This window comes from Niallia sp. CD-39 (assembly GCF_059874745.1).
Genome location: NZ_JCBCPS010000011.1, coordinates 1 through 21,221, shown reverse-complemented (window position 1 = coordinate 21,221; position 21,221 = coordinate 1). Strand labels below are relative to the sequence as shown.

Annotated in this window: 29 protein-coding genes and 1 pseudogene; 16 read left to right on the top strand and 14 right to left on the bottom strand. The window is 37.0% G+C overall.

Annotated elements, in window-relative coordinates; genetic code table 11:
* The 4 genes from AC6F34_RS16155 to AC6F34_RS16140 all read left to right on the top strand — a co-directional run.
* The coding region (locus tag AC6F34_RS16155) for a phage holin (RefSeq protein WP_500774011.1) at positions 1 to 132 on the top strand (132 nt) is incomplete at its 5' end.
* A 58-nt stretch (positions 133 to 190) separates the two neighbouring features.
* Positions 191 to 1,033, top strand: a complete 843-nt coding sequence (locus AC6F34_RS16150; protein WP_500774010.1) for an N-acetylmuramoyl-L-alanine amidase — start codon at positions 191 to 193, stop codon at positions 1,031 to 1,033.
* Between the two features lie 91 nt (positions 1,034 to 1,124).
* Entirely contained in the window at positions 1,125 to 2,837 is a 1,713-nt protein-coding gene (locus AC6F34_RS16145) for an S-layer homology domain-containing protein (RefSeq protein ID WP_500774009.1), read from the top strand.
* Between the two features lie 12 nt (positions 2,838 to 2,849).
* Positions 2,850 to 3,098: a hypothetical protein gene (locus tag AC6F34_RS16140; RefSeq protein WP_500774008.1), complete on the top strand. Its 249-nt coding sequence runs from the start codon at positions 2,850 to 2,852 to the stop codon at positions 3,096 to 3,098.
* A 42-nt stretch (positions 3,099 to 3,140) separates the two neighbouring features.
* On the opposite strand, the gene AC6F34_RS16135 is transcribed toward AC6F34_RS16140, so the two are convergent.
* From AC6F34_RS16135 to AC6F34_RS16120, 4 genes are all read right to left on the bottom strand, one after another.
* Positions 3,141 to 3,548, bottom strand: a complete 408-nt coding sequence (locus tag AC6F34_RS16135; RefSeq protein ID WP_500774007.1) for a DUF5367 family protein — start codon at positions 3,546 to 3,548, stop codon at positions 3,141 to 3,143.
* A complete protein-coding gene (locus tag AC6F34_RS16130) occupies positions 3,548 to 4,132 on the bottom strand; it encodes a TetR/AcrR family transcriptional regulator (protein ID WP_500774006.1) in 585 nt (194 codons plus the stop codon). Before AC6F34_RS16130 ends, AC6F34_RS16135 begins: the two co-directional genes overlap by 1 nt.
* Before the next feature lie 306 nt (positions 4,133 to 4,438).
* Positions 4,439 to 4,828, bottom strand: a complete 390-nt coding sequence (locus tag AC6F34_RS16125; RefSeq protein ID WP_500774005.1) for a hypothetical protein — start codon at positions 4,826 to 4,828, stop codon at positions 4,439 to 4,441.
* A gap of 75 nt (positions 4,829 to 4,903) precedes the next feature.
* On the bottom strand, positions 4,904 to 5,089 hold the full coding sequence (locus AC6F34_RS16120; protein ID WP_500774003.1) for a hypothetical protein: 186 nt from the start codon (positions 5,087 to 5,089) through the stop codon (positions 4,904 to 4,906).
* Between the two features lie 296 nt (positions 5,090 to 5,385).
* Between AC6F34_RS16120 and AC6F34_RS16115 the strand changes: the two genes are divergently transcribed.
* Both AC6F34_RS16115 and AC6F34_RS16110 read left to right on the top strand, forming a co-directional pair.
* Positions 5,386 to 6,102, top strand: coding sequence for a DUF3800 domain-containing protein (locus AC6F34_RS16115; protein ID WP_500774001.1), 717 nt, complete (start codon positions 5,386 to 5,388; stop codon positions 6,100 to 6,102).
* A gap of 2 nt (positions 6,103 to 6,104) precedes the next feature.
* Positions 6,105 to 6,761, top strand: a complete 657-nt coding sequence (locus AC6F34_RS16110; RefSeq protein WP_500773999.1) for a hypothetical protein — start codon at positions 6,105 to 6,107, stop codon at positions 6,759 to 6,761.
* Between the two features lie 255 nt (positions 6,762 to 7,016).
* Here AC6F34_RS16110 and AC6F34_RS16105 read toward each other — a convergent pair whose 3' ends face one another.
* Positions 7,017 to 8,282, bottom strand: coding sequence for a Y-family DNA polymerase (locus tag AC6F34_RS16105; RefSeq protein WP_500773997.1), 1,266 nt, complete (start codon positions 8,280 to 8,282; stop codon positions 7,017 to 7,019).
* Between the two features lie 10 nt (positions 8,283 to 8,292).
* Positions 8,293 to 8,622, bottom strand: coding sequence for a YolD-like family protein (locus AC6F34_RS16100; protein WP_500773995.1), 330 nt, complete (start codon positions 8,620 to 8,622; stop codon positions 8,293 to 8,295).
* 103 nt (positions 8,623 to 8,725) lie between these two features.
* Between AC6F34_RS16100 and AC6F34_RS16095 the strand changes: the two genes are divergently transcribed.
* The 3 genes and pseudogenes from AC6F34_RS16095 to rpsI all read left to right on the top strand — a co-directional run.
* On the top strand, positions 8,726 to 8,944 hold the full coding sequence (locus AC6F34_RS16095) for a WYL domain-containing protein (RefSeq protein ID WP_500773993.1): 219 nt from the start codon (positions 8,726 to 8,728) through the stop codon (positions 8,942 to 8,944).
* A gap of 2 nt (positions 8,945 to 8,946) precedes the next feature.
* Positions 8,947 to 9,210 carry a YolD-like family protein gene (locus AC6F34_RS16090; protein ID WP_500773991.1) on the top strand — a complete coding sequence of 88 codons (264 nt, stop codon included), beginning with the start codon at positions 8,947 to 8,949 and terminating at the stop codon, positions 9,208 to 9,210.
* 211 nt (positions 9,211 to 9,421) lie between these two features.
* Positions 9,422 to 9,487: pseudogene (gene rpsI / locus AC6F34_RS16085) on the top strand (30S ribosomal protein S9); the annotation flags it as partial.
* A 94-nt stretch (positions 9,488 to 9,581) separates the two neighbouring features.
* On the opposite strand, the gene AC6F34_RS16080 reads toward rpsI, so the two are convergent.
* The 5 genes from AC6F34_RS16080 to AC6F34_RS16060 are packed head-to-tail and all read right to left on the bottom strand — an operon-like array spanning position 9,582 to position 13,475.
* Positions 9,582 to 10,214, bottom strand: a complete 633-nt coding sequence (locus AC6F34_RS16080; protein ID WP_500773989.1) for a response regulator — start codon at positions 10,212 to 10,214, stop codon at positions 9,582 to 9,584.
* A 13-nt stretch (positions 10,215 to 10,227) separates the two neighbouring features.
* Complete coding sequence (locus tag AC6F34_RS16075; RefSeq protein WP_500773987.1) at positions 10,228 to 11,343, bottom strand: GAF domain-containing sensor histidine kinase; 1,116 nt, start codon at positions 11,341 to 11,343, stop codon at positions 10,228 to 10,230.
* A 54-nt stretch (positions 11,344 to 11,397) separates the two neighbouring features.
* Positions 11,398 to 11,727: a VOC family protein gene (locus tag AC6F34_RS16070; protein ID WP_500773985.1), complete on the bottom strand. Its 330-nt coding sequence runs from the start codon at positions 11,725 to 11,727 to the stop codon at positions 11,398 to 11,400.
* A 16-nt stretch (positions 11,728 to 11,743) separates the two neighbouring features.
* Positions 11,744 to 12,757, bottom strand: coding sequence for an S-adenosylmethionine:tRNA ribosyltransferase-isomerase (locus tag AC6F34_RS16065; RefSeq protein WP_500773983.1), 1,014 nt, complete (start codon positions 12,755 to 12,757; stop codon positions 11,744 to 11,746).
* A complete protein-coding gene (locus tag AC6F34_RS16060; RefSeq protein WP_500773981.1) occupies positions 12,738 to 13,475 on the bottom strand; it encodes an SDR family NAD(P)-dependent oxidoreductase in 738 nt (245 codons plus the stop codon). Before AC6F34_RS16060 ends, AC6F34_RS16065 begins: the two co-directional genes overlap by 20 nt.
* Before the next feature lie 168 nt (positions 13,476 to 13,643).
* On the opposite strand from AC6F34_RS16060, the gene AC6F34_RS16055 reads away from it, so the two are divergent.
* Both AC6F34_RS16055 and AC6F34_RS16050 read left to right on the top strand, forming a co-directional pair.
* Positions 13,644 to 13,982, top strand: coding sequence for a hypothetical protein (locus AC6F34_RS16055; protein WP_500773979.1), 339 nt, complete (start codon positions 13,644 to 13,646; stop codon positions 13,980 to 13,982).
* Between the two features lie 66 nt (positions 13,983 to 14,048).
* Positions 14,049 to 14,375, top strand: coding sequence for a winged helix-turn-helix transcriptional regulator (locus AC6F34_RS16050; RefSeq protein ID WP_500773977.1), 327 nt, complete (start codon positions 14,049 to 14,051; stop codon positions 14,373 to 14,375).
* A gap of 270 nt (positions 14,376 to 14,645) precedes the next feature.
* Here the strand turns inward: AC6F34_RS16050 and AC6F34_RS16045 are convergent, their stop codons facing one another.
* On the bottom strand, positions 14,646 to 15,242 hold the full coding sequence (locus tag AC6F34_RS16045) for a DedA family protein (RefSeq protein ID WP_500773975.1): 597 nt from the start codon (positions 15,240 to 15,242) through the stop codon (positions 14,646 to 14,648).
* 165 nt (positions 15,243 to 15,407) lie between these two features.
* Here AC6F34_RS16045 and AC6F34_RS16040 point away from each other — a divergent pair, with 165 nt between their 5' ends.
* From AC6F34_RS16040 to salA, 3 genes are all read left to right on the top strand, one after another.
* Positions 15,408 to 15,851, top strand: a complete 444-nt coding sequence (locus tag AC6F34_RS16040) for a DUF2521 family protein (RefSeq protein WP_500773973.1) — start codon at positions 15,408 to 15,410, stop codon at positions 15,849 to 15,851.
* Positions 15,852 to 15,932: 81 nt separating this feature from the next.
* Positions 15,933 to 16,655 (top strand): N-acetylmuramoyl-L-alanine amidase CwlD, encoded by a 723-nt coding sequence (gene cwlD / locus AC6F34_RS16035; protein ID WP_500773971.1) that lies wholly within the window; start codon positions 15,933 to 15,935, stop codon positions 16,653 to 16,655.
* A gap of 204 nt (positions 16,656 to 16,859) precedes the next feature.
* Complete coding sequence (gene salA / locus AC6F34_RS16030) at positions 16,860 to 17,915, top strand: iron-sulfur carrier protein/transcriptional regulator SalA (protein ID WP_500773969.1); 1,056 nt, start codon at positions 16,860 to 16,862, stop codon at positions 17,913 to 17,915.
* 102 nt (positions 17,916 to 18,017) lie between these two features.
* Here salA and gerD read toward each other — a convergent pair whose 3' ends face one another.
* Positions 18,018 to 18,656 carry a spore germination lipoprotein GerD gene (gerD, locus tag AC6F34_RS16025; protein WP_500773967.1) on the bottom strand — a complete coding sequence of 213 codons (639 nt, stop codon included), beginning with the start codon at positions 18,654 to 18,656 and terminating at the stop codon, positions 18,018 to 18,020.
* A 153-nt stretch (positions 18,657 to 18,809) separates the two neighbouring features.
* On the opposite strand from gerD, the gene AC6F34_RS16020 reads away from it, so the two are divergent.
* The gene (locus AC6F34_RS16020; RefSeq protein ID WP_500773965.1) at positions 18,810 to 19,499 is read left to right on the top strand and encodes a KinB-signaling pathway activation protein; all 690 of its coding nucleotides are present in this window, start codon (positions 18,810 to 18,812) and stop codon (positions 19,497 to 19,499) included.
* Positions 19,500 to 19,773: 274 nt separating this feature from the next.
* Here the strand turns inward: AC6F34_RS16020 and pdaB are convergent, their stop codons facing one another.
* Positions 19,774 to 20,526, bottom strand: a complete 753-nt coding sequence (pdaB, locus tag AC6F34_RS16015) for a polysaccharide deacetylase family sporulation protein PdaB (protein ID WP_500773963.1) — start codon at positions 20,524 to 20,526, stop codon at positions 19,774 to 19,776.
* A gap of 133 nt (positions 20,527 to 20,659) precedes the next feature.
* Between pdaB and AC6F34_RS16010 the strand changes: the two genes are divergently transcribed.
* Complete coding sequence (locus AC6F34_RS16010; RefSeq protein ID WP_500773961.1) at positions 20,660 to 20,893, top strand: hypothetical protein; 234 nt, start codon at positions 20,660 to 20,662, stop codon at positions 20,891 to 20,893.
* Positions 20,894 to 21,221: the final 328 nt, after the last annotated feature.

Below are 21,221 nucleotides of genomic sequence, written 5' to 3'. Positions count from 1 at the left end.
GGGGAGTGGGCTGAGGTTTTAGCAACATTATTTACTACGACTGCAGCATCGTGGGCATGGTTTAAAAATAATTATGTCACTGCAAAAGGCTTAAGGCAAAAGGCAGCTATTAAAATGCATAATGCTGAATGAGATCGTCCTCACAGGCGGTCTTTTTATATTCTAAAAATTAAATGAGGAGTGATTAATAATGACGAAAATTTATATTGATGCTGGACACGGTGGTACTGATCCAGGAGCAGTAGGGAATGGACTTCAAGAGAAGAATCTTACTCTTCAAATCGCAACAAGAATTAGAGATATCTTAAATGCTGAGTATACCGGCCATACTCTTAGAATGAGCAGAACAGGTGATTCAACTCTTTCCCTAACACAACGTACAAATGATGCGAATAGTTGGGGAGCGAATTTCTTTTTGTCCATCCACATTAACGCTGGTGGTGGAACAGGATATGAGGACTTTATCTACCCGGGATCTGGTGCACCAACTACCACTTATCAGAATGTTATCCACGATGAGATTACAAAAATAGTAGATTTCCGGAATCGAGGGAAAAAGCAGGCTAACTTCCATGTGTTACGTGAGTCTAGGATGCCAGCTCTTTTAACTGAGAATGGATTTATTGACACTGTAGCTGATGCTAATAAACTGAAGCAAGCTTCATTTATTGAATCTATTGCTCGTGGACATGTGAATGGTCTTGTTCGAGCATTTAACTTACAACGTAAAAGTGGCGGTGGAGGTCAAGGGACATACACTGTCAAAACAGGAGATACATTATGGAGTATTGCACAAGCTCACAATATGACTGTGGATCAACTTAAATCACTAAACGGATTAACGAGTGATGTAATCCATGTAGGGCAAGTTCTAATTGTTAGTGGACAAGCCCCTGTATATCACACTGTCGTAGCTGGTGAAACTCTATGGGGAATATCACAAAGGTATGGAACTACAGTTAATGCGATTAAGTCTTTAAATGGGTTAACAAGTGACACAATCCGAGTAGGACAAAGATTGAGAGTTAAGTAAATTTATAGCCCCCTTAGTATAAAAGTAAGTGACTTCCAACTCACTTTTTTGTTAAAATTAGTAAGGTTATATAACTATAGGGGGTGTTATTTTGAGAAAAATAACGGGTATATTTTTTACTTTATTAATGATAGTTTCACTTATTCTTCCACAAAATATAGTGAAAGCTGAGACATTTAATGATTTAGGGTCAGTATCGTGGGCTGAAGATGCTGTTTACTTTTTAAGTAAAAAAGGAATTATAACTGGCTATGGTATTGGAAAGTTTGGCCCTAGTGACAATATTACACGTGAACAAGCAGCATTAATGTTAGTTAGAGAGTTGTATCCTAATGAACAGAGTAAAACTGTTTTATCATACAAAGATGTACAAAAAAGCAACTATTATTATAATGCGATTGCAGTAGCAGTAGACAAAGGGCTGTTTAATGGATATACCGATGGTACATTTAAACCAAAAAACCCAATTACTCGTGCAGAAACATCAAAAATAATAGCGATTGCTTATGACATTAAAGGAAGCAATGCACATTTTACAGATATTCAACGTTTACCTTGGGCAGAGCCTTATATAAAAGCATTGGCTTCTAATAATATTGTTAATGGTTATACAGGTGGAACTTTCAAACCTAATAACACAATCACGAGAGCAGAATTTGCATTAACTTTAGCTCGAGTTTTAGATGATAGTTTTAAACCAAAACAATCTAATGAGATGAAGGTAACTTTCTTAAATGTCGGTCAAGGTGATGCAGCACTTATTCGTTATCCGAATGGTAAAACTACTTTGATCGATGCGGGCCGCACAGAAAATCAAATACGGGCAGCGCTTGCGCGTGAAGGTGTAACGAAAATTGACACATTTATCGCTACTCATCCAGATGCTGATCATATTGGTGGTGCAGAATATGTTTTAAGGAACATGGGTGTTACTAAAGTGATTGATAGCGGACAAGTTCATACAACACAAACGTTTATTAATTACTTAGAGACAATAGATGAGTTAAACATCTCATTTGCTGTTGCAAGTTTAGGAGCGAATATATCTGATGATACATCATCTGCTTTAAAGGTTTTAGCTGTCGATTCAGATGCAAGTGATCTAAATGATGGGTCAATTGTGGCTCGATTAACTTATGGTGCTAATAGTGTCTTATTTACTGGCGATGCAGGTGTAGAAATTGAACGTGAGATAATGAGAAATTTTAATGCAAGTGCTGTAAGATCAGATATTTTAAAAGTATCTCATCACGGCTCACGAACTGGAACTGCTCCAGAGTTTGTTCAGTTTGTAAACCCAAAAGAAGCTGTATTGTCTTATGGAAACAATTCATATGGTCATCCTCATGATGAAGTATTAGATGCTTTAGCGTCAAATGGTGTAAACATTTATTCTACCAATGAGCAAGGTGATGTTTCATTTATCTTAAATAGGCAAACATACCGAACAAGTTTAACCCCAATTGATCATGAACCTTCACCAAATCCTGGTGACAACACTGCCCAATTGCAAATAACAGCAAAAGACTTAGAAGCTGAAATTGTTACTATTAGAAATAATGGTAATGCTGATGTTAGCATGACTGGTTGGACATTGGTTAGCGTTGAAGGTCCACAGACTTTTAGTTTCCCTGAGGGGTTTGTTCTGAAAGCAGGTGCATCTGTTAATATTACAGCCGGTCCAAATGCTGTACACAATCCACCTGCAAGTCTGAGATGGACTGGATCATACATTTGGAATAATGATGGAGATCCTGCAGAATTATATAATGCACAAGGTGAGCTTGTACATCGTTTACCATAAAGAGGTGATATAATGGAAAGTGGAAAGTATTTAGTTGAATCAATCGAAGAAAACATAGTTAAATTACTTTTAGCAAAAAATGAGGATATTGAAGAGTTTGTTTCAATAGACCGATTCGATGTTACGGTTAAACAAGGTGATGTAGTAAACGTTGAGGTTGAAAAAGAAAGCCTAAATATTACTCTTATTACTGATGAGACAGTAGAGCGCAAACAGTATGCATCTGACTTGATGAGAAAATTGATAAATAAGAATAAATAACAAAAAGCCCTTCCGTTTGGAGGGGCTTTGATCTTGATTATTTTATATCTTATGTTTTTTAATTCTTTTCTGATTTATCGTCGCAGGAATAAGTAAAAATAGCGCATAAGCAAAAGACATCCATACAGTAAACGCAATAACCTGTCTATCATCTAATTTAGAAAAAATAAAATTGTGGTTTGATAAAGAATATGAATCTAATAATAAACCAATGATAGTCCCAATTATGCCAAACTTTAAGGGTGCATTCTTTGATTTATCAAATATGAGATAAATATAAGTAACAACCCACAATAAAAGCCCTGTTCCAATTACTAAAAATAAAATGCTTGTTGTAAAGTTTTCTGATCCAGGCCAAGAGAGTACATGCTCTCCTAAAAAAACAAAAAACATTGTAGCAAAGAACCAAACCAATACACCCCATAATGCAGCTATTAAATATCCTTTCATTACTTATCCTCCTCATGTAATTGAGTAAGAACTTTAAAAAGATGTTCAAGCTCTTTATATGATTTTTCTACTGGAAAATCATTTTGTGTCAAGGCTTGTAATGCTAATCCATCTATAATTGCATTAATAAGAATTCCCCAAGTTTCAACAGACACACCATCAATCGGTGTTTTTGACCATAAATTTAATAAATTTTTAGTCAATATATTGTTTTCAAATCGCGTTATCTCACCTAGTTGACTTCTTATTTTTTCATTGTTAAAACTCGAAACAACCAATGTTAAAAATAACTTATGATAGAAAGAGTCATAAGAACACCGACTTTTTGCTGATGCTATTGCCTGACTGATAATAAATTGGTTATCTTGTTGTGAAATTTCCGACCATGAACTATCACAAGTATCATGAACTATGTCTAATAACAATTGTTCCTTGGTTTTAAAATGGTAATAGATTGTTCCTTGTGTTACTCCTGCCAACTCTGCAACTGACCGTAAGGTAAACTTCTCTATCCCGTTATTAACCAGACATTCCTTGGCACTTTTAATTAAATCTTCTTTACTTATAACATTAGGTTTAGCCAATTCATCACCTCTTATTAGTTATTCAACCAACTAACTTATTTTATGATATTTTACCATATATATTAGTAAATACAAATAAAGGACAAAATCACTGGTCGAGTATTATCTCAACCTCTCCATATTAAGTTGATTAACAAATCTTTGAAGTAAAATAAATTAATCTGAAAAAGCCCTAAAAGGGCTCATATTGTTTGGAATCAATTGTTTCTTTTGCTTTTTCTAGTGATATTTGTGGAAAATAACAAGCCCTTCCGTTTGGAGGGGCCTTTATTGTGTGAAAGTTTTTTAATCATTTTTTAAGAAAGTTTATTTGTCTTCATTCTCTTCTATCTCTTCTACATTTATTTCGTGTTCACCAAGATAAATAGGGCCGTTTGCATGGTCAATCCTTATTGGCCATTCGTATGGTACAGATAAGCGTCTAGCTACCACTCTCCAAAATTTTGTTGAATCTGCTTCGAAATCTTGAAACTCTTTTAATAGATCTTTATACGATTTGCCATCAAACTGGATATACATTTCTTGCAATCGCATAAAAGCCATATGTCTAACTTCTAGTTTTGCAGCTTCTTCCATTTCTTCCTCAGTTGCTTCTCCAATAATAGTCCCAGGAGGAGGTAAAATCGAGTATATATTATCTACTTCAACTTCAAATTCTGGTTCAGGGACTTTTTTATTTTGATTTCGATTAAACATTAAATTCATCTCCTATTTTCTGTTATCAAATGTATAATAGACTATTTTTCTCAATTTTGAAATGGTGGAAAAGCCCTAGAAGGGCTCATATTGTCTGGAATCAATTGTTTCTTTTGCTTTTTCAAGTGTCTCCTTAATTGTCCTGCCATTCACTATAAATCCGAAATCCTTCGATGATACAACCACGGTCACTTCATACTTTGAAGCGTATATATCATACCTAATGCCATCTTGTGTAAATCCGAGAGGTTTAGTTTGCATACTATCTCCTCCTTTTATTACCAATAAATTAGATGGTTAGGTGAAAAGTCCTTGTGACAAAATAATTAACAATTTTTATTAGATTTAATAGTTTACAAATAAACTAATTTTAACTATAATTCCTACTTGTATTTATTTTACTGAATTAAATTTAGGAATATACTCATCTTTTAACCTCAAATACATAAAAGTATGATCTAAATTGAAGTTAATTATAGAAAAAAGTCATGGTATAATATTCCTAATAAGAAAGTTATCAAATCGATATCTTAACTACAATACTTAAGGAGGAAAGTATGCTTAATATTTTTTGTGATGAAAGTTGTCATTTGGAAAATGACGGGAATGACATTATGGTATTAGGCTCTATAAAACTGCCTGCTAAAAATAAAAAGAGAATATATAATGAAATTAGAGAAATCAAACATAAATATGGTTTAAGTAGTTGGTTTGAAATTAAATGGACTAAGGTTTCTTCTAGTAAGTTAGATTTTTATAAAGCTCTAATTGAATATTTTTTTAATAATGATGAATTATCTTTTAGAGCTGTTGTTGCAACAGGAAAAGATAGGCTTGATCATGAAAAGTTTAATGATAGCGACTACGATAAATGGTACTACAAAATGTATTATCAATTGTTAGATACTACTACTCCACCAAATAATGAATATAAAATTTTCATAGATATCAAGGATACCAAAGGTGGGTCAAAAGTAAAAAAATTACAAGAAGTTCTTTGTAACAATAAGTGGGACTACAATCGAGAAATAATTAAAGATATAAAGCAAATTCATTCAAATGAATCTGAAGTCATGCAAATTTGCGATTTGTTTATAGGGGCACTATCATTCTATCACAGGGGTTTGTATTTTAATGAAATAGGTAGTTTAGCAAAAAAGGAAATAATTGAAGAAATAATTAAATTATCAGGCATTTCTTTGTCGGATAGTACATTAAGGAGTAAAAGTAAATTTAATCTCTTTATTTGGCAACCGAGAAGAGGTGGTTTTTAAATATGATCCTTAATGAAGAATTATCCCCACCCTTAACACTTCGTGGTAAAAACGTTTTGGAGAAGGTATCAAATGCACATGTTGTATTTAACAATATGTTCGGATTTAAACAATATCGACCGAAGTATGATGATGCATTTATATTCTTTAACGCTAATAAGCAATTTCAAGATCATCAATTATTGTTTCCTGAAAGGTTTATGCATATTACTTCAATAGAGGATAAAATAGCGTATAATATTTATCCTTGTAATAATGATATCGCATATTCATTGTGCTCAAATAGATGTATACCAACAGTAGCGCATCCAGAGTATCAAAAGATAAAAAGAAGTGAGTGTTTATATCGATTATCAAGGATTCATTGGGTTCCTGAAATTATTAATTTAGCTAATAACGCTTGTCCTCATATCCAACGATGGATAACTGCTGAGGAAGATGATAAAGGTAAAATGGTTAATAAGCTGTATTTAAGATATGAAAAGGGTATTGTGGATTATGTAATAATTTTGAAAATGGATATAAAAAAAGGGGTATTTAGAAAATATGATTTCGTAACTGCGTTCCCGGTTTTTACGAAGAGAAATAAAGTTCAATTTACTTCACAGTATACTACGTATTTAAAAAACAAAACGAGCCCCATACACGGAACTCGTTAATAATAATTGATGAATTTAAAAAGCCGGTTATCGCGTTGCGAAATCCAGCGGTCTCCTTCTACAACTTGGCAGATGAGCTACTTCAAATATAAATGATGATTTAAAAGTTGTCAATTCATGATTAAGATAACTTTATATTTTAATTTTTGTCATAATCATTCATTTATATACACACTTAAATGAAATATACATTAAAACCTTCTTAATAAATAGAGGAAGGTTTTTTGTATTTTTCATTTAGCAGCTTTATTAATATTATCCTTTATGCCCTCCTACTAACTTAGCACGATGTAAAGCAGTTCCAGAATCAGTATAAGATACAGCTCTTAGAATGGATGCAGCGCCATATTTATTGCGAATTCTATCTACTACGTAACCAATATCGCGTTTCTTCCATGCATCCGTTTCAAATAGATCAAGTTGTAGTTCGTAGTCGTCAACAAGTTTTGTAATTGAAATGGAGATTGATCTCACAGTTTGCCCACGATAATTTTCTTTCATTAATTCTAGACATACCCTGTAAATGTCCATAGTAATGTTCGTAGGATTCTCGATTGTCCTGGAACGATTAAAGCCACCACCGAATTCGTCTTTGCTATAGCCTAATCCAAATGATATTGTGCGTCCAGCTTTGTGAGCATCACGGGCACGTTTAGCAACTTCTTCACACATTTCAAGGACGACTGTTTTTATCTCACGCTCTTTATTGTAATCACGCATCAGGATTTGGCTTTTACCAAAGCTGATTTGACCCTCCATAATTGGTGCTCCAATTTCAGATAAATCCACTCCCCACGCGTGGTGATAAAGCTGATTCCCCATGATGCCGAATTTCTTTTCGAGCAGTTTTAAATCATAATTAGCAAGTTGGCCAACATTAAAAATTCCCATGCTGTTCAATGTTTTTTCAACACGGCGACCGATACCCCACATTTCAGATAGGGGAGATACTGACCATAGTTTTTGGGGGATGTCTTCATAAGTCCACTCGGCAATTCCGCCGGGGGCTTTTTTTGATTCAAGGTCTAGTGCAAGTTTAGCCATCAGCATGTTTGATCCGATACCAACAGTGCATGGGAGACCGAAGTCATGCATAAGATCTGACTGTATCTTTTTTGCTATTGTCAGTGGATCTCCCCATATTTTTTCGAGTCCTTTTACATCTAAAAAACTTTCATCCACAGAATATGTGTGCACCGCATTTGCTGGTACATATCGATAGAATAGTTTTGTTATCTCAGTTGATACCTTGATAAATAAGCTCATCTTAGGATTAACAACTTGTATAAGTTGATCATTCGGTATTTCGAAAAGCCGTGAACCAGTCTTGATATTAAAATCTCTTTTTAGTGCAGGAGAAGCAGCTAGGACAACGCTGCCTTGTCGTTCGGTGCTTCCTACGACGGCTAAGTGACATGTGAGTGGATCTAAACCCATCTCAACAGCAGATACGCTTGCATAAAAACTCTTCATATCAATGCACAATATTTTTCTGTCGGGGAATTGGGAGTAGTCGATCATGATGTATACCTCACTCTGGTTGTATGTTAACTAACTTATTGAATGAAAGGTGATGAAAAAACCCTTTTTGATCTTGGAGAATTAATTGGCTTTTTAAATGGTTAATGTAATGAACAGTTCCTTTTAAGGTTTCGCTATTTCCATCTTTAAAAACATTAACTACTACAGTCGAATTGAATTCCATTGCCTCTAGAATCGTCATTTCAAATTCTTCAAGTGCCTGCTCGTCTAGTATGGGTTGTTGAATCTTACTTTGTTCATTTAAAGCTTCTTTTAATTCAATCACATGCTCTGGCAGCATCATAGCAGTCCATTTAATATTTCCTCGGTCTTTAATCACGAGAACCATCTCCTTTGAAATTATTATATGCGAATGAATGTTCTATTATCAATTGGAATCGAACGAAAGTTCGTATATAATTTATGGAAAGGAGGTCTTATCGATGAAAAATCAACTTACAAGAGCGTTAAGCAGCGGTACGGAATTAGAAATGATCTACATTAGTAGTAAGGGAGAAATCAGTCAACGGAGAATGAAAGTATTGAGTTTAAATGATGAATCCTTTCGTGCCTATTGCTTTGCTCGTAAACAGCAGCGCACTTTTAAGATAGAAAACGTGTTATCGATAAGATCAGTACGTAGTATCAGGAGGGGAGCATAATTATGACGTTAGCTAAACCAAAGAAAGTGAAAAAGCCATCCAGGCCTACACGAGATGAGTTTGAAATGGAAGAGCTAGGTAATGCAGTGGTGGAGGCTCACAGAGAAAAATCAGAAGTAGTATTACATATTTGGCAACAGGAGCCGATGCAAGGAAGGATCGTTAAGCTTGATGGTCAAACAAAGATGGTCCATGTCGAAAATAGATTTGATCTACATAAAGTAAAGTTTATAGATATTATGGAAGTTAAAAGCGCTCCTCGTTAATGAGGGCGCTTATTTATTTCATGCTGATGTGGTTGGCTGTTTTGAAGGTAATGGGGAGTGCGATATAAAATGACCATTTTTTGACCATTTTTATTATACAACTGATTATAGATTAAAATAAAAATTAAGATGATTGTTAGTAGAAAAGACGAGTTTCTTCTATATATAAAAGAACTCATTATATTTTCTTATTGTTGTGTATAGGTGCGATATGAAAGAACGTAAAAAATACGGTCTTAAAGGCGCTCGTCGTGCACCACAATTCTCAAAACGTTAATCTTATTATCGTTTCAAAAATCTCCAACCCTTGGTTGGGGATTTTTTTATGTTTGAACGCTAAAAAAGCCGATTACCGACTAGGTAATTGGCTTTTACGTTAATAGATTGTGTTTCACTGCCCATAGCGCGGCTTGGGTGCGATCAGATAGCTCAAGTTTGGCTAAAAGGTTGGAGACGTGAGTTTTGACTGTTTTTTCGGTAATGAAGAGGGAGGCGGCAATTTCCTTATTGCTTTTTCCGCTGGCGATTTCTTTAAGGACATCAAGTTCTCTCTTTGTTAATCTGCTTGTTGGCTCTTCTTTCTTACCCGAAAGATTAGCAAGCAGGTGATTCGTTGCTTTAGGATGAAGCTGGTTTTCTCCGTTCATTAAGCTGATGATCGATTGCACAAGGTCATCAGGTTGAATGTCCTTTAGTTGAAATCCTGATGCTCCTGCTTCGAGTGCTGGAATGACATGGTCTTGATCTGAGAAGCTTGTGAGCATCATAACTTTTACTTCTGGGTTAGATCTTTTAATAGCCCTTGTTGCTTCGATGCCATCCATGATGGGCATTGCTACATCCATGAGAATGAGGTCGGGTTGCCATTTAGAGGCCAGCTCAACCGCTTCCTCTCCATTTGCTGCTTCTGCAACAATTTCAATGTCCTTTTGTGTATGTAAAAAGAAAACAAGTCCTCTTCTTACAACTTGGTGATCGTCAGCAATTAAAATGCGAATGCTCATTTTTGACCTCCTTCTATATAGGGATTTCTACGATGATTTTTGTACCAGTCCCAGGCTTCGATTGCAAGTGAAAGGTTCCATTTAAGTGCTCTACTCTTGCCCTCATGTTTTTGATTCCAAACGAAGGAAGATGCTGCTCACTACTGTAGTGGAAACCGCAGCCAAAGTCCTCAATCGTCATTGTGACAACTGTTTCAGTCGAATGGAAGCTAAGTGCAGCTTCTTTCGCATGAGCATGCTTTTTGCAATTGCCCAATGCTTCTTGACCGATTCTCCATAAAGCTTCCTCGATTGAGGCAGGTAGACGGACTGCACCAACTAGATTGGTATGGAGCTCTAGTTCAAGAAGATCTGCATAGCTTTTTAGTGCGCAGACTACACCGTTTTCTAACCCTTGAGGTCGAAGTTGCCAAATGAGGGCTCGCATTTCTCCGAGTGCTTCTTGTGACAAATCTTGAATATAGTGAAAAACCTCTTTTGTGTTTTTTTGATGAGTCATTTCTGCACCAGCTCTTGCAGTTAAGCTAAGCGAAAAGAGTAATTGATTGACAGAATCGTGTAGATCTCTTGCAAGGCGATTCCGTTCTGTTAAAAGGGCGTTTTCCTGTTCTCGTTGTGTGAGCTTTATCCTCTTGATTGCTGTTCCGATTTGGAATGCAATTGATTCTAGCAGCGCTAATTCACTTTCCTCAAAATGAGTTTTATGAGGAGAACCTACGTTAAGGAGACCGAATCGTTCTTTTCCTGCTCGAAGTGGAACAGTTGCGTGATGGGTCAGTCCATTTGTCTCACCAGCTTCCTCTTCGAGTGCCTCTTCAATCCGCTTACACCCCATGATATTTGATGCGTTATGAAGTTGATTACGATGGTATTTATTCACACACCAACACTTGCCTTCGCACATCCTCTGATTTTGATACTGGGATAGAGCGGGTGGAATGTTGTAATCCGCAGCAAGGGTATGTGTGCCATTGTCATTTATGAGGAAGATCCATCCTGTTTGAAAGCCTGTAACATGAAGCAATTTTCTTAACACACTTTTTAAAACGAGATGGAGGTCGGTTCCCTCATTAAGCAGCTCAGCAATCTCCTTTAGGATTTTCCATTCATTTTGGTGGTCCATTACCATCATGTTTCCTCCGATTCATTTCTCTTCACTTTATTATAACGTACATGTGGATTTTTACGTCTTTAATAGCTCAATCAATTCCCCTAGTGGTGAATGTAAAAAAATTGTTTGCCAGCCATTTTCTAAATAATAGGGCCCTTCTACAATTTGATTACAATCGATAGTAGAAAATGAATCGACTTCGAAGCAAAGATGAAAGGATCTGTTCACATTCATTTGTTGCGTTACTATAAATTCAAGCCTCCATTCACCTTTTTGAAGGAAAGCCATTTCTTCTCCTAAAAAGGTGAAACGGTTCTCAACGCTAAACCCAAGTACCTGTGTGAAATAGTCGATTGTGGCCTGTAAATCGTCTACTTCAAAGCCAATATGATGCAAGTTCATAAATTTGTCCCTCCTTTTAAAGAATCAGGTTGAGGTCACCAAATTCATGCCATAAATATTGATTATGAATGGCTTCCTGATAGGCTTGTAGCAACAATGGTTCTTGAATAAAGGCTGTGAGCAGATCTAGGTGGCTTGCCTTTGGTTCATGAAATCCAGTAATTAGCCCATCTACGAATTGTAGCGGGAAATCTCTGTTGATATATAAATTTGTCTGACCGGATGTTTGACCAGTAAGAGCAGCAGTTTCGATCGCTCTAACAACAGTCGTACCAACGGCAATGACTTTGTTACCGTTCAATTTGGTGAGATTGATTTTTTGGAGAAGGTTTTCTTCCATATGATATTCCTCTATATTTTCTTCTGGAGTTAATGAAAAACAGTCATCAAGAAAGTAGCTTAATCCTGTGTGTAACTGTAAAAATTCGATTTGAACCCCTTTTCGCTTTAGATTTGACAACAAGTCCCAACTAAAGGCTCTACCAGCAGAAGGCATTTCGACTGAGCCTGGATGGCATGAAAAAGTTGTTTGATAGTAGTGCAACCCCCATTTATCTTTAGCGTATTCATACCGTACCGGTTCACCGATCGCATAGATCACATCATATAATTCTATTCCTCCAAGAGAGAACTCGACGGTATAAAGAGGGGAATTGCCCTTTTCCTTTATAATGACAGCGGAAAGAGCATCTGTGAATTGAAGCGAATCTCCAATCTTTAATTCATAATCAACAAGAAGGACAGCCCATCTGTTTTCTGTTATCCGCTTGGCTAATCTAACCTCGATTTTTTCATTGCTTGCATTGCGTCCCCATAGAACAGCGGGGATCGTCCTACTATTGTTCAATAGAATCAAATCGCCTTCATCGAGGTACTCATCGATCTCGTTGAATTGACCATGAATGGATTGTCCTGTTAAGCGGTCGGTCACCATTAATCGCACTTCGTCTCGGCGAATGCCCCTGACCTCAGGGGGTTCTGCCGCACTATATTCAAGGGGTAATTCGAATTCAATTGGTTGTGCCTTCATTTTCCTCTACCTCCTCTGGCTGCGCTGAAATCCGCTGTCCTGTTCTACCGCTTGCTTGATCTGATGCTAACAATAGAAATGGTGCAACGACGTCCTCAGGTTTTGCTAAAGGGTAATCGCAATCTGGTACAGCCAACTCGTGCATGTCAGTGTCCATCTCCCCAGGGTCCACCATATTGATTCGTACTCCAGTTTCACTAAGTTCATCAGCCCATGTTTCGGTCAATCCTTCGATCGCAAACTTCGAAATACCGTATGCACCCCAACCTGCATAGCCTGTGTTTCCAGCAGAAGAGGTTACATTAATAATTGATCCGACATCACGTGAAATCATCCCCGGTAACACCCTTTTAGTAAGAAGGTAGGTGGACATCGTATTCACCCGAAGGACCTCTAAGAAATCATTGTCCGGATAATCAAGCAATTGTGGCATCGGGCTAGGGCCAAGCATTGATGCGTTGTTAATTAACACATCAATTTTTCCAAAATGAGCTTCCGTTAAAGAGACAAAGCGCTCGATATCTTTAGGATCTGAAACATCGGCAACGATCGCAAGAACATCTGCACCTAATTGATGGAGCTCTTCCTTTACTTGTTGCAGAGTTGATTTTGTTCTTGCACAAATGGCTAAATGCGCTCCTTCCTTGGCAAAAGCAAATGCTAAAGCTCTTCCGAGACCTTTTGAAGCACCTGTAATCATAATGACTTGTTTATTCATTATTTCTTCACTCCTTTATGTGTGTACTTCTATCATAATGATCGTTTCCGTTTTTTTCCTCGATAGAAAGCTTGAAACTTCACTACAACTTTTGAATGAGAAAAGTAGTAGGTATGGAGTGTGAAATGAAACATATAGTGTACAAAACAAGCTTATGGAGGAGATAACATGTTCAGGCAAATCTATATCTATCTTGTTTTATTTGCGACATTAATGATGAGTATAGGGGGTTCTGTCGGTGTCTTTAGTGCAGTAGCCGATTATTTTGCTCCGTCTAGCTATTATCAATCCTTTACTGAGTATAAAGATATGAAATCTTATGAAAAAGAAGGAGACGATAAAACTGAAGATGAGTTAAGAGCATCCTATGATGAGCTGGTTGCACTTGAAGTTGATCGTGTGAAAGATAATGCATTAAATCAAATGATTAAAAGCCTTGCTTGGATCATTATTCCACTGCCTGTCTTTATTTACTATCAGAAGAGGATAAGAAAAACGGAGCAATGAGGAGTCAAGCTCGTTTATTCCTTCTCGTATTGGAATATGGTATGATACGTTCTAGAGGTGAAACAAATGAACGAAGCACTTATTTGTCCTAAATTTGAAAAAGCCATAACACTGCTAAGTCAACGATGGATGGGACTTGTGATTTATCAATTAATAAATGGACCAAAACGATTCTGTGAAATCGAATCTTCAATGGGCATAAGTGGGCGTGTTTTATCCGAGCGATTAAAGGAATTAGAAGCACATGGGATTGTAAAACGAGATGTTTTTCCCGAAACACCAGTGCGAATTGAATATTCATTAACAGATAAAGGGCAAGCATTCACTCCTGTGATGAAAGAAATAGAAAATTGGTCACAATCATGGATTGATGAGGAGTCCGTTCAAAAATAGGAAAAGCGACGAACAAAAGTGTTCGTCGCCGAGATTGTAGACAAAGTCGATTCCCGACTTTGTCTACATTTTTTTTCGTAGTACTTTTTGATAATAAGAAAAACCCTCAGAATGTCTTGAAAACGCTTGTCAGACTAGGTGTGCGGTCGAATGAAGACCTGAATAGAACACAAGGTTCATGAGGGGACTTTGATGCCAAACAACGACGTATGCGAGCGTTTGTCAACAGTCTTTAGCGACGAACAAAAGTGTTCGTCGCCTTCTTTATGTTTATGTTTGATTTCGCGGTTTGCGAATTCTAGTGTATACAAACCAAATGACGAAAAGCAAAATGGGTACTAATAAGTAATTAGCATATCGGGCGAAGATTGCTCCAGCTTCTTCCCATTGCGGGCCGAGCTTATATCCTAGGTAAACATAAATCGTCGTCACTGGGAGCATTGCTATATATGTGTAAATAATGAATTTCCAAACATTCATCTTTGCCATACCACAAGGAATAGAAATGGCTGTGCGTACACCTGGAATAAACCGTCCTAAAAAGGCAACGCCACCCCCGTATTTTTCAAAAAAAGCATCCGCTTTATCAATGTGCTCATCTTTTATTAAAAAGTATCTCCCATATTTTAAAACGACAGGACGCCCACCAAAGCGACCGAGTGCATATAAGGTCAATGGGCCAAGTACGCCTCCGATTGAACCGGCGATAATGACACCAATGAGTTTCATCTCTCCTTCATAAACCCAAAAACCAGCGAGTGGCAGTACGAGTTCTGCAGGTATAAATTCAAATGTTAATGCGAGCATAACGCCGAAATAAGAAAGATCTTTAAACGCTTCAATTAACTGTAGAATGAGCTCTTCCATAAAACAACTCCTTAAAATTTTGCTTGTCCTTTTCAAATTCAAAAGTATACCATAAAAGTTTTGGAATCGACTGTTTGAAACAAATTCGTAATCAAATTGGCAAATGGTTTTACTAATCATAAGACGTAAATCGAATCAAAATAGATACAAGGGGTGGATGAAATCGTGTCTGTTATTACAACATTCGATGAGAAAAGAAGAGAGAAAAAAGTTAAGTATGAGCGATCTGTCTTAAAGGACATTTCAATAAAGCAATTGCAAGAAACGGTTAAACAATCTTTCGGTTCATCAAATCTTGCCTCACAGCTACTGATGAATATAGGGATAGAAGAGGCTTGTTATGATGTTGCTATTGAAGCATATGTATTAGGAGCCCACTATAGTCGCTTTGGTCTTAGAGGGGAATCGAAGGAAGAGGTTTTGCAGCGCTGCAAGCAGGACCGGTCACATTTTGCAGACACGCTTTATCATTTTTTCCTTTATTGGAGTCACGGCAGAGAAGGGGTTTTCGCTGAAGACTTCGCCTTTCGTTGTGAACAGTTTGTTGATAGATGGTGGAGTGAAGGATTTATAAATGGACAAAAGCGCGTCAAAATGAGGCTTAATTAGTTACTGCACTCTACGATAAGTTCTATAACTCCTCCTTGTCCCATATATTTAATGTAAGGACAAGCGAGGAGTGGATTACATATGAAAAAAATAAAAGTAGTCCTTTTTATAGCAGGGCTATCGATATTATTTTTTATCTTACAATATGACTTTTCAGACGATGACTCCTGGGAATCGTGGAATTTACCGTTAGCTGGTAAGATCATCTTGCTTGACCCTGGTCATGGTGGACCTGACGGTGGTGCCACGAAAAATGGTGTTCTTGAGAAGGATATCTCTTTAAATGTTGCGTTTAAAGTACGTGATTACTTACAAGAGCAAGGCGCATTAGTGATGATGACAAGAGAGGAAGATCGAGATTTAGCACCAGAGGGAACAAAAGGGTATAGCAGGCGAAAGGTTGAGGATTTGAAGGCAAGATTGGAAATGATTAATACATCAAATAGTGATTTCTTTGTGAGTATTCACCTTAATTCGATACCGTCTTCGCGTTGGAGTGGTGCGCAAACTTTTTATTCCCCAAACCAGGCGGAGAATAAAAAAGCAGCTAAATTCATACAGGATGAGCTCATTCGTAACCTGGAGAATACAAATAGGCATGCGAAAAACATTAAGAATGTGTATATCATTGAGCAAGCAAAGAAACCAGGTGTATTGGTCGAGATCGGATTTTTGTCAAATGATACGGAGAGAGCAAATCTTGTTCAAGACGACTATCAAGACAAGGTAGCAGCATCAATTTATAATGGAATTATGCGATACTATGCTGGTGAACAAGAATTGGCTGACCCGATTTGGGAATGAATATATTCATGTGCAGATTGTTGAGAAACGCTTGCATTTCGCGTTTGTTAACAGTCTGTTTTTTTCTTTATGAAGATTATGTGACATAGTGATTGTTACGCAATCGAATCCGTTGGTTCAATGGTAAGATTGTGATAGAATTAACTGAAAAGAGCCACTAGTATGATATACTCAGGTGGAAGCGAATACATAAGGAGGGACAGCATGTTAACTGAACAAAATGTAAGAGAAGTATTAGGAACAATGAAGGAACCTTTTTTAAATAAAACATTATCTGAATTAAATGCGATAGAAGAAGTGAAAATCAAAGAAGAGAAAAACCACGTAAGTGTGAAAATATTGATTGCAAAATCAGGTACTGCTGAGCAACTTCAATTACAAACAGAAATTGTAAATGCGCTAAAAGATGCAGGGGCTGCAACTGTTGGCATTCGTTTTAATGAATTCCCAGAAGAGTTTTTAGCTCAATATAGACAAGCTACGCCAAAAGAGGATAAAGGGTTGTTATCTGAGGGTAGCAAGACGACATTTATTGCTGTTGCCAGCGGTAAAGGTGGAGTTGGAAAGTCTACAGTGTCTGTGAACTTGGCTGTATCTTTAGCTCGACTAGGAAAAAAGGTAGGCTTGGTCGATGCTGATATTTATGGCTTTAGCGTGCCAGATATGATGGGTATTACGAAGAGACCTGTAGTACGTGGAGAAAGCATCATTCCAGTTGAACGTCTTGGTGTTAAAGTGATTTCGATGGGATTCTTTGTTGAAGACAATGCACCGATTATTTGGAGAGGTCCAATGCTCGGTAAAATGTTAAATAGCTTCTTTAATGAAGTTGAGTGGGGAGACCTAGATTATTTAGTTCTCGATCTGCCTCCTGGAACTGGCGATGTAGCTTTAGATGTACATACAATGCTCCCTGCTTGTAAGGAGATCGTCGTTACGACACCACATCCAACAGCTGCTTTTGTTGCTGCTCGCGCTGGAGCGATGGCATTACGAACTGAACATGAGATTCTTGGTGTTATAGAAAACATGTCTTATTTTGAAAGCAAGGTCACTGGTGAGAAGGAATATGTATTTGGAAATGGGGGCGGGACTAAGCTTGCGGATGAACTTAGAACAGAAGTTTTAGGTCAGCTGCCACTTGCTCAGCCTGATTGGAATGAAGAGGACTTTGCACCTTCAGTTTATGATACAGATCACAAACTAGGGACAATTTATATGGATATCGCGCAAAAAGTCGTGAATAAAACACAAGCATGAAAACAAGAAGACAAAGTCGATTGCAGACTTTGTCTTCTTGTTCTAGAGGGTTACAAATACGGCTCAGAAAATCACCTTGGTTCATTCTCTTAGCTGTAGAAGTTATTGAGTTTCGCCGTCTGAGCCTCCACCTCCTCCACCGCTCCCGCCGTTCGTATCTCCACCGTTCGATTGCCCTTGTCCTTGTTTTTCGTTATTGCCCGCTTCACTTTCTGCTGCTTTCAATAATAGGTCACGAATCTTTGCGCGAAACAACGGACTTTCTAGTGTTTCACTAATTACTGTTTGTAAGTGCTCACGATATTCATTGCTTTTAAATACATCGGAGTATTCTTTTTCAATTTCAGGATCTTTAAAGATTTCAATCATCATACTTCTATATTCAGGGTCTTTCATTAACCCCTTTAACAATGCTTCGTTTTCATCCTTCATGCTTTTGGCCATGCTCTCCGCAAACTTTGGATCACTGAAGGACTTTTTCCAGAACTCTGTTCCTTTATCAGATACTAAAGTCGTTTGGATTGTTTCTGAGATCATCGCTTGGTCCATAATTAATTCTTGTTTTAACTTTTCATCAGCAAGTAACTCTTCAATTGCTTTTCTACCTTCATCCGTTTTTAAGATATCAACAACCATTTTCTTTGTTTCGTCGTAATCCATTTGTCCATTGGATTCATTTTGTGAACAGCCAGATAAAAAAACGAAGAAGATCAGTGAAAGCAGCAAATAGTTCATTCTCATTTTTTCATGCTCCCTTCAATATACCTCTTATCATTAGGATGAAGATTGGGAAGAAATATTATTCGTGAATTGATGAATACCTAGATTTTTCAATAGTGGGTTGGTACAATCATTATGGTGGAAAAATTATCATGAAATGTGGGGGAAAATAAATTGACAAGCAGAGTTTGGGTTAAATTTTTCCTATCAACACTTCTTGTCGGTGGAATTGCGACAAGTATAACTGGTTTTATTGTCCAGTGGGGAGAATTCGAACATTTATTTCGACCTTTTGATTTTCTAGAGGTCTTATCCGTTATCTTTTGGTTATTTGGTGTAGGTTTAGTTTTTAGTGTAATTAGTCAAATGGGCTTTTTTGCATATTTAACCGTTCATCGATTTGGTCTTGGGATCTTTAAGTCAAAGAAGCTCTGGAATTGGGTTCAAGTTCTATTAATTCTATTTGTTATTTTTGATTTAGTCTATTTCCGTTATACTGCATTTGCTGAATCTGGAGATAGCTGGTGGCCATACATAGGATTAGCAAGTGTCTTGACGATTATTGGATTAGTCGTTGCTGGTGTTAAGATGAAAATGACGAATAAAGACGCGTTCATCCCAGCGGCATTTTTTATGATTGTTGTTACGACGATTGAATGGGTACCGGTTTTGCGTGTTAATGACGAAGGATGGGTATGGTTAATGCTTTTCCCGTTATTGATCTGTAACGCATATCAATTAATAATTATTCAGAAGTTGAATGAACAATCAGCAATTCGTCGTAAAGAAATAGATCAAAGATTAGCAGAAAACGCAGAATTAAAAGCACCGAAGAAGAAAAAGAAGAAAAAAGCCTCTAAATAAGAGGCGGCAGACTGCCTGACAAATGCTCGCATACGTCGTTGTTTGGCATCAAAGTACCCTCATGAACGTCGTGTTCTATTCGGGTCTTCATTCGACTGCACGCATAGCCTGAGAAGCGTTTTCAAGACAGTGTGAATGTTTCTCTAATTTAAAATTCGTTTTAAAAAAACATGTAGACAAAGTCAATTTCCGACTTTGTCTACAATCTAAAGCCTCTAAATGAGAGGTGACTTGATTAACTGTCTGGGGTATCCAGGCAGTTTTTTTATTGGTACTAACTTATCTCATTAGTTTGTGTCTCCGATTTTGTCATCATATCGGAAACGTTAACTAGCTTTAAGTTTTTTGATTTCATACTTTTGATAATAGCTGGGAGTGCTTTTGCTGTTTGGGTTGCAGAGTCAGATGCGTGAAGCAAGAGGACATCCCCTTTTTCAGCCTTAGTAGCATTCTTTACAATTTCTTCAGTTCCAGGGTTCTTCCAATCCTTTGAGTCAATGCTCCAATGAACAACTGAGTAGCCCAATTGATTTGCAACAGACAGCGTTTTTTTATCAAAATGTCCAGTTGGTGCTCTAACAAGCTTGATGTTCTTTACATTCAATTTTTGAAAAGCGGTTTGAGCTTTTGCTAGATCTTTGCGGATTTCTCCTTCTTCAACCTCCGAGTAGTCGACATAATTATAACCTAGAATCCCTATTTCATAGCCATCCTTCACAATTCGTTCCACAACTTCTGGATGGCTCTCCGCCCATGAGCCTGCGAGGAAGAAGGTAGCGGCACTCACATTTTGCTCTTTTAAAATATCAAGAATTGGTTCTGCTTTTTCATCTCCCCACCCGATATTAAAGGTTAAAGCAATATTCTCTTCTCCTTTGTAAAAAGCCTTAGGGTCATCCTTGCTCGAGAAAACCGGCAAGTGTATGAGATTTTCTATAAACAATATCCATGCTGTAAAAAAAGCAGCGATAACAATTAAACTAACTTGCTTAATACTCTTTCCGTTTAATACAAAAAAGAAGTTCATCTATTAATCACCTCGTCCAAGTTGTCCTAATTTTATAGGTATGCTTCTGTTTGTCCAAACATGAAAGAAATGCTTAGAATTTTTTATCCATGGGTATACTACAAGGACGATTGGCTGAAAGGTGTGGATATACATGTATGGAATGATGTTATCAAATAAAGAATTAAAAGAAATTGAATACTTGTTAAAGAGAGAAATGGATGAAATCATATTTGATTTAAAAGATGAGAGAATTGATCATATTGTAAAAAGAGCAATGAATGAAAGATATAAATTATTGTTTTCGATCTTCCGTCGATTTGCCCCAAAAGAAGAGTGTTTGCGTTATACAATCGATCGTTATAAAACAAAAGAAGAGTGGAATTAATTTTTTTCAGAAAAAGTGTTGACGGTTCGAAGTTATCTTGGTATATTAATAAACGTCGCTGATGACGGAAAACAAACTTCAAAAAAAGTTGTTGACTTGATGAAGCGAAGTTGATATAATCAAAAAGTCGCTTTCGAAGAACGACGGCTAAAGAAGCCTCACTTAGAAAGAAGACAAAATTGCTCTTTGAAAACTGAACGAACAAAAAACGTCAACGTTAATCTAAACTGAGTAATCAGTTAAACAAGCACCATAGGTGCAAAAACGAGCTAATCAAACACTTTATTGGAGAGTTTGATCCTGGCTCAGGACGAACGCTGGCGGCGTG

Excerpts from the sequence above, each read along its gene's own strand:
- AC6F34_RS16075 (WP_500773987.1), bottom strand. The coding sequence starts at position 11,343 with ATGGTAATGGACCACCAAAATGAATGGAAAATCCTAAAGGAGATTGCT.
- AC6F34_RS16105 (WP_500773997.1), bottom strand. The coding sequence starts at position 8,282 with ATGATCGACTACTCCCAATTCCCCGACAGAAAAATATTGTGCATTGAT.
- AC6F34_RS16140 (WP_500774008.1), top strand. The coding sequence starts at position 2,850 with ATGGAAAGTGGAAAGTATTTAGTTGAATCAATCGAAGAAAACATAGTT.
- AC6F34_RS16110 (WP_500773999.1), top strand. The coding sequence starts at position 6,105 with ATGATCCTTAATGAAGAATTATCCCCACCCTTAACACTTCGTGGTAAA.
- AC6F34_RS16070 (WP_500773985.1), bottom strand. The coding sequence starts at position 11,727 with ATGAACTTGCATCATATTGGCTTTGAAGTAGACGATTTACAGGCCACA.
- AC6F34_RS16135 (WP_500774007.1), bottom strand. The coding sequence starts at position 3,548 with ATGAAAGGATATTTAATAGCTGCATTATGGGGTGTATTGGTTTGGTTC.
- AC6F34_RS16090 (WP_500773991.1), top strand. The coding sequence starts at position 8,947 with ATGACGTTAGCTAAACCAAAGAAAGTGAAAAAGCCATCCAGGCCTACA.
- AC6F34_RS16055 (WP_500773979.1), top strand. The coding sequence starts at position 13,644 with ATGTTCAGGCAAATCTATATCTATCTTGTTTTATTTGCGACATTAATG.
- AC6F34_RS16125 (WP_500774005.1), bottom strand. The coding sequence starts at position 4,828 with ATGTTTAATCGAAATCAAAATAAAAAAGTCCCTGAACCAGAATTTGAA.
- AC6F34_RS16150 (WP_500774010.1), top strand. The coding sequence starts at position 191 with ATGACGAAAATTTATATTGATGCTGGACACGGTGGTACTGATCCAGGA.
- AC6F34_RS16060 (WP_500773981.1), bottom strand. The coding sequence starts at position 13,475 with ATGAATAAACAAGTCATTATGATTACAGGTGCTTCAAAAGGTCTCGGA.
- AC6F34_RS16010 (WP_500773961.1), top strand. The coding sequence starts at position 20,660 with ATGTATGGAATGATGTTATCAAATAAAGAATTAAAAGAAATTGAATAC.
- salA (WP_500773969.1), top strand. The coding sequence starts at position 16,860 with ATGTTAACTGAACAAAATGTAAGAGAAGTATTAGGAACAATGAAGGAA.
- AC6F34_RS16115 (WP_500774001.1), top strand. The coding sequence starts at position 5,386 with ATGCTTAATATTTTTTGTGATGAAAGTTGTCATTTGGAAAATGACGGG.
- gerD (WP_500773967.1), bottom strand. The coding sequence starts at position 18,656 with ATGAGAATGAACTATTTGCTGCTTTCACTGATCTTCTTCGTTTTTTTA.
- cwlD (WP_500773971.1), top strand. The coding sequence starts at position 15,933 with ATGAAAAAAATAAAAGTAGTCCTTTTTATAGCAGGGCTATCGATATTA.
- AC6F34_RS16095 (WP_500773993.1), top strand. The coding sequence starts at position 8,726 with ATGAAAAATCAACTTACAAGAGCGTTAAGCAGCGGTACGGAATTAGAA.
- AC6F34_RS16050 (WP_500773977.1), top strand. The coding sequence starts at position 14,049 with ATGAACGAAGCACTTATTTGTCCTAAATTTGAAAAAGCCATAACACTG.
- AC6F34_RS16080 (WP_500773989.1), bottom strand. The coding sequence starts at position 10,214 with ATGAGCATTCGCATTTTAATTGCTGACGATCACCAAGTTGTAAGAAGA.
- AC6F34_RS16065 (WP_500773983.1), bottom strand. The coding sequence starts at position 12,757 with ATGAAGGCACAACCAATTGAATTCGAATTACCCCTTGAATATAGTGCG.
- pdaB (WP_500773963.1), bottom strand. The coding sequence starts at position 20,526 with ATGAACTTCTTTTTTGTATTAAACGGAAAGAGTATTAAGCAAGTTAGT.
- AC6F34_RS16045 (WP_500773975.1), bottom strand. The coding sequence starts at position 15,242 with ATGGAAGAGCTCATTCTACAGTTAATTGAAGCGTTTAAAGATCTTTCT.
- AC6F34_RS16120 (WP_500774003.1), bottom strand. The coding sequence starts at position 5,089 with ATGCAAACTAAACCTCTCGGATTTACACAAGATGGCATTAGGTATGAT.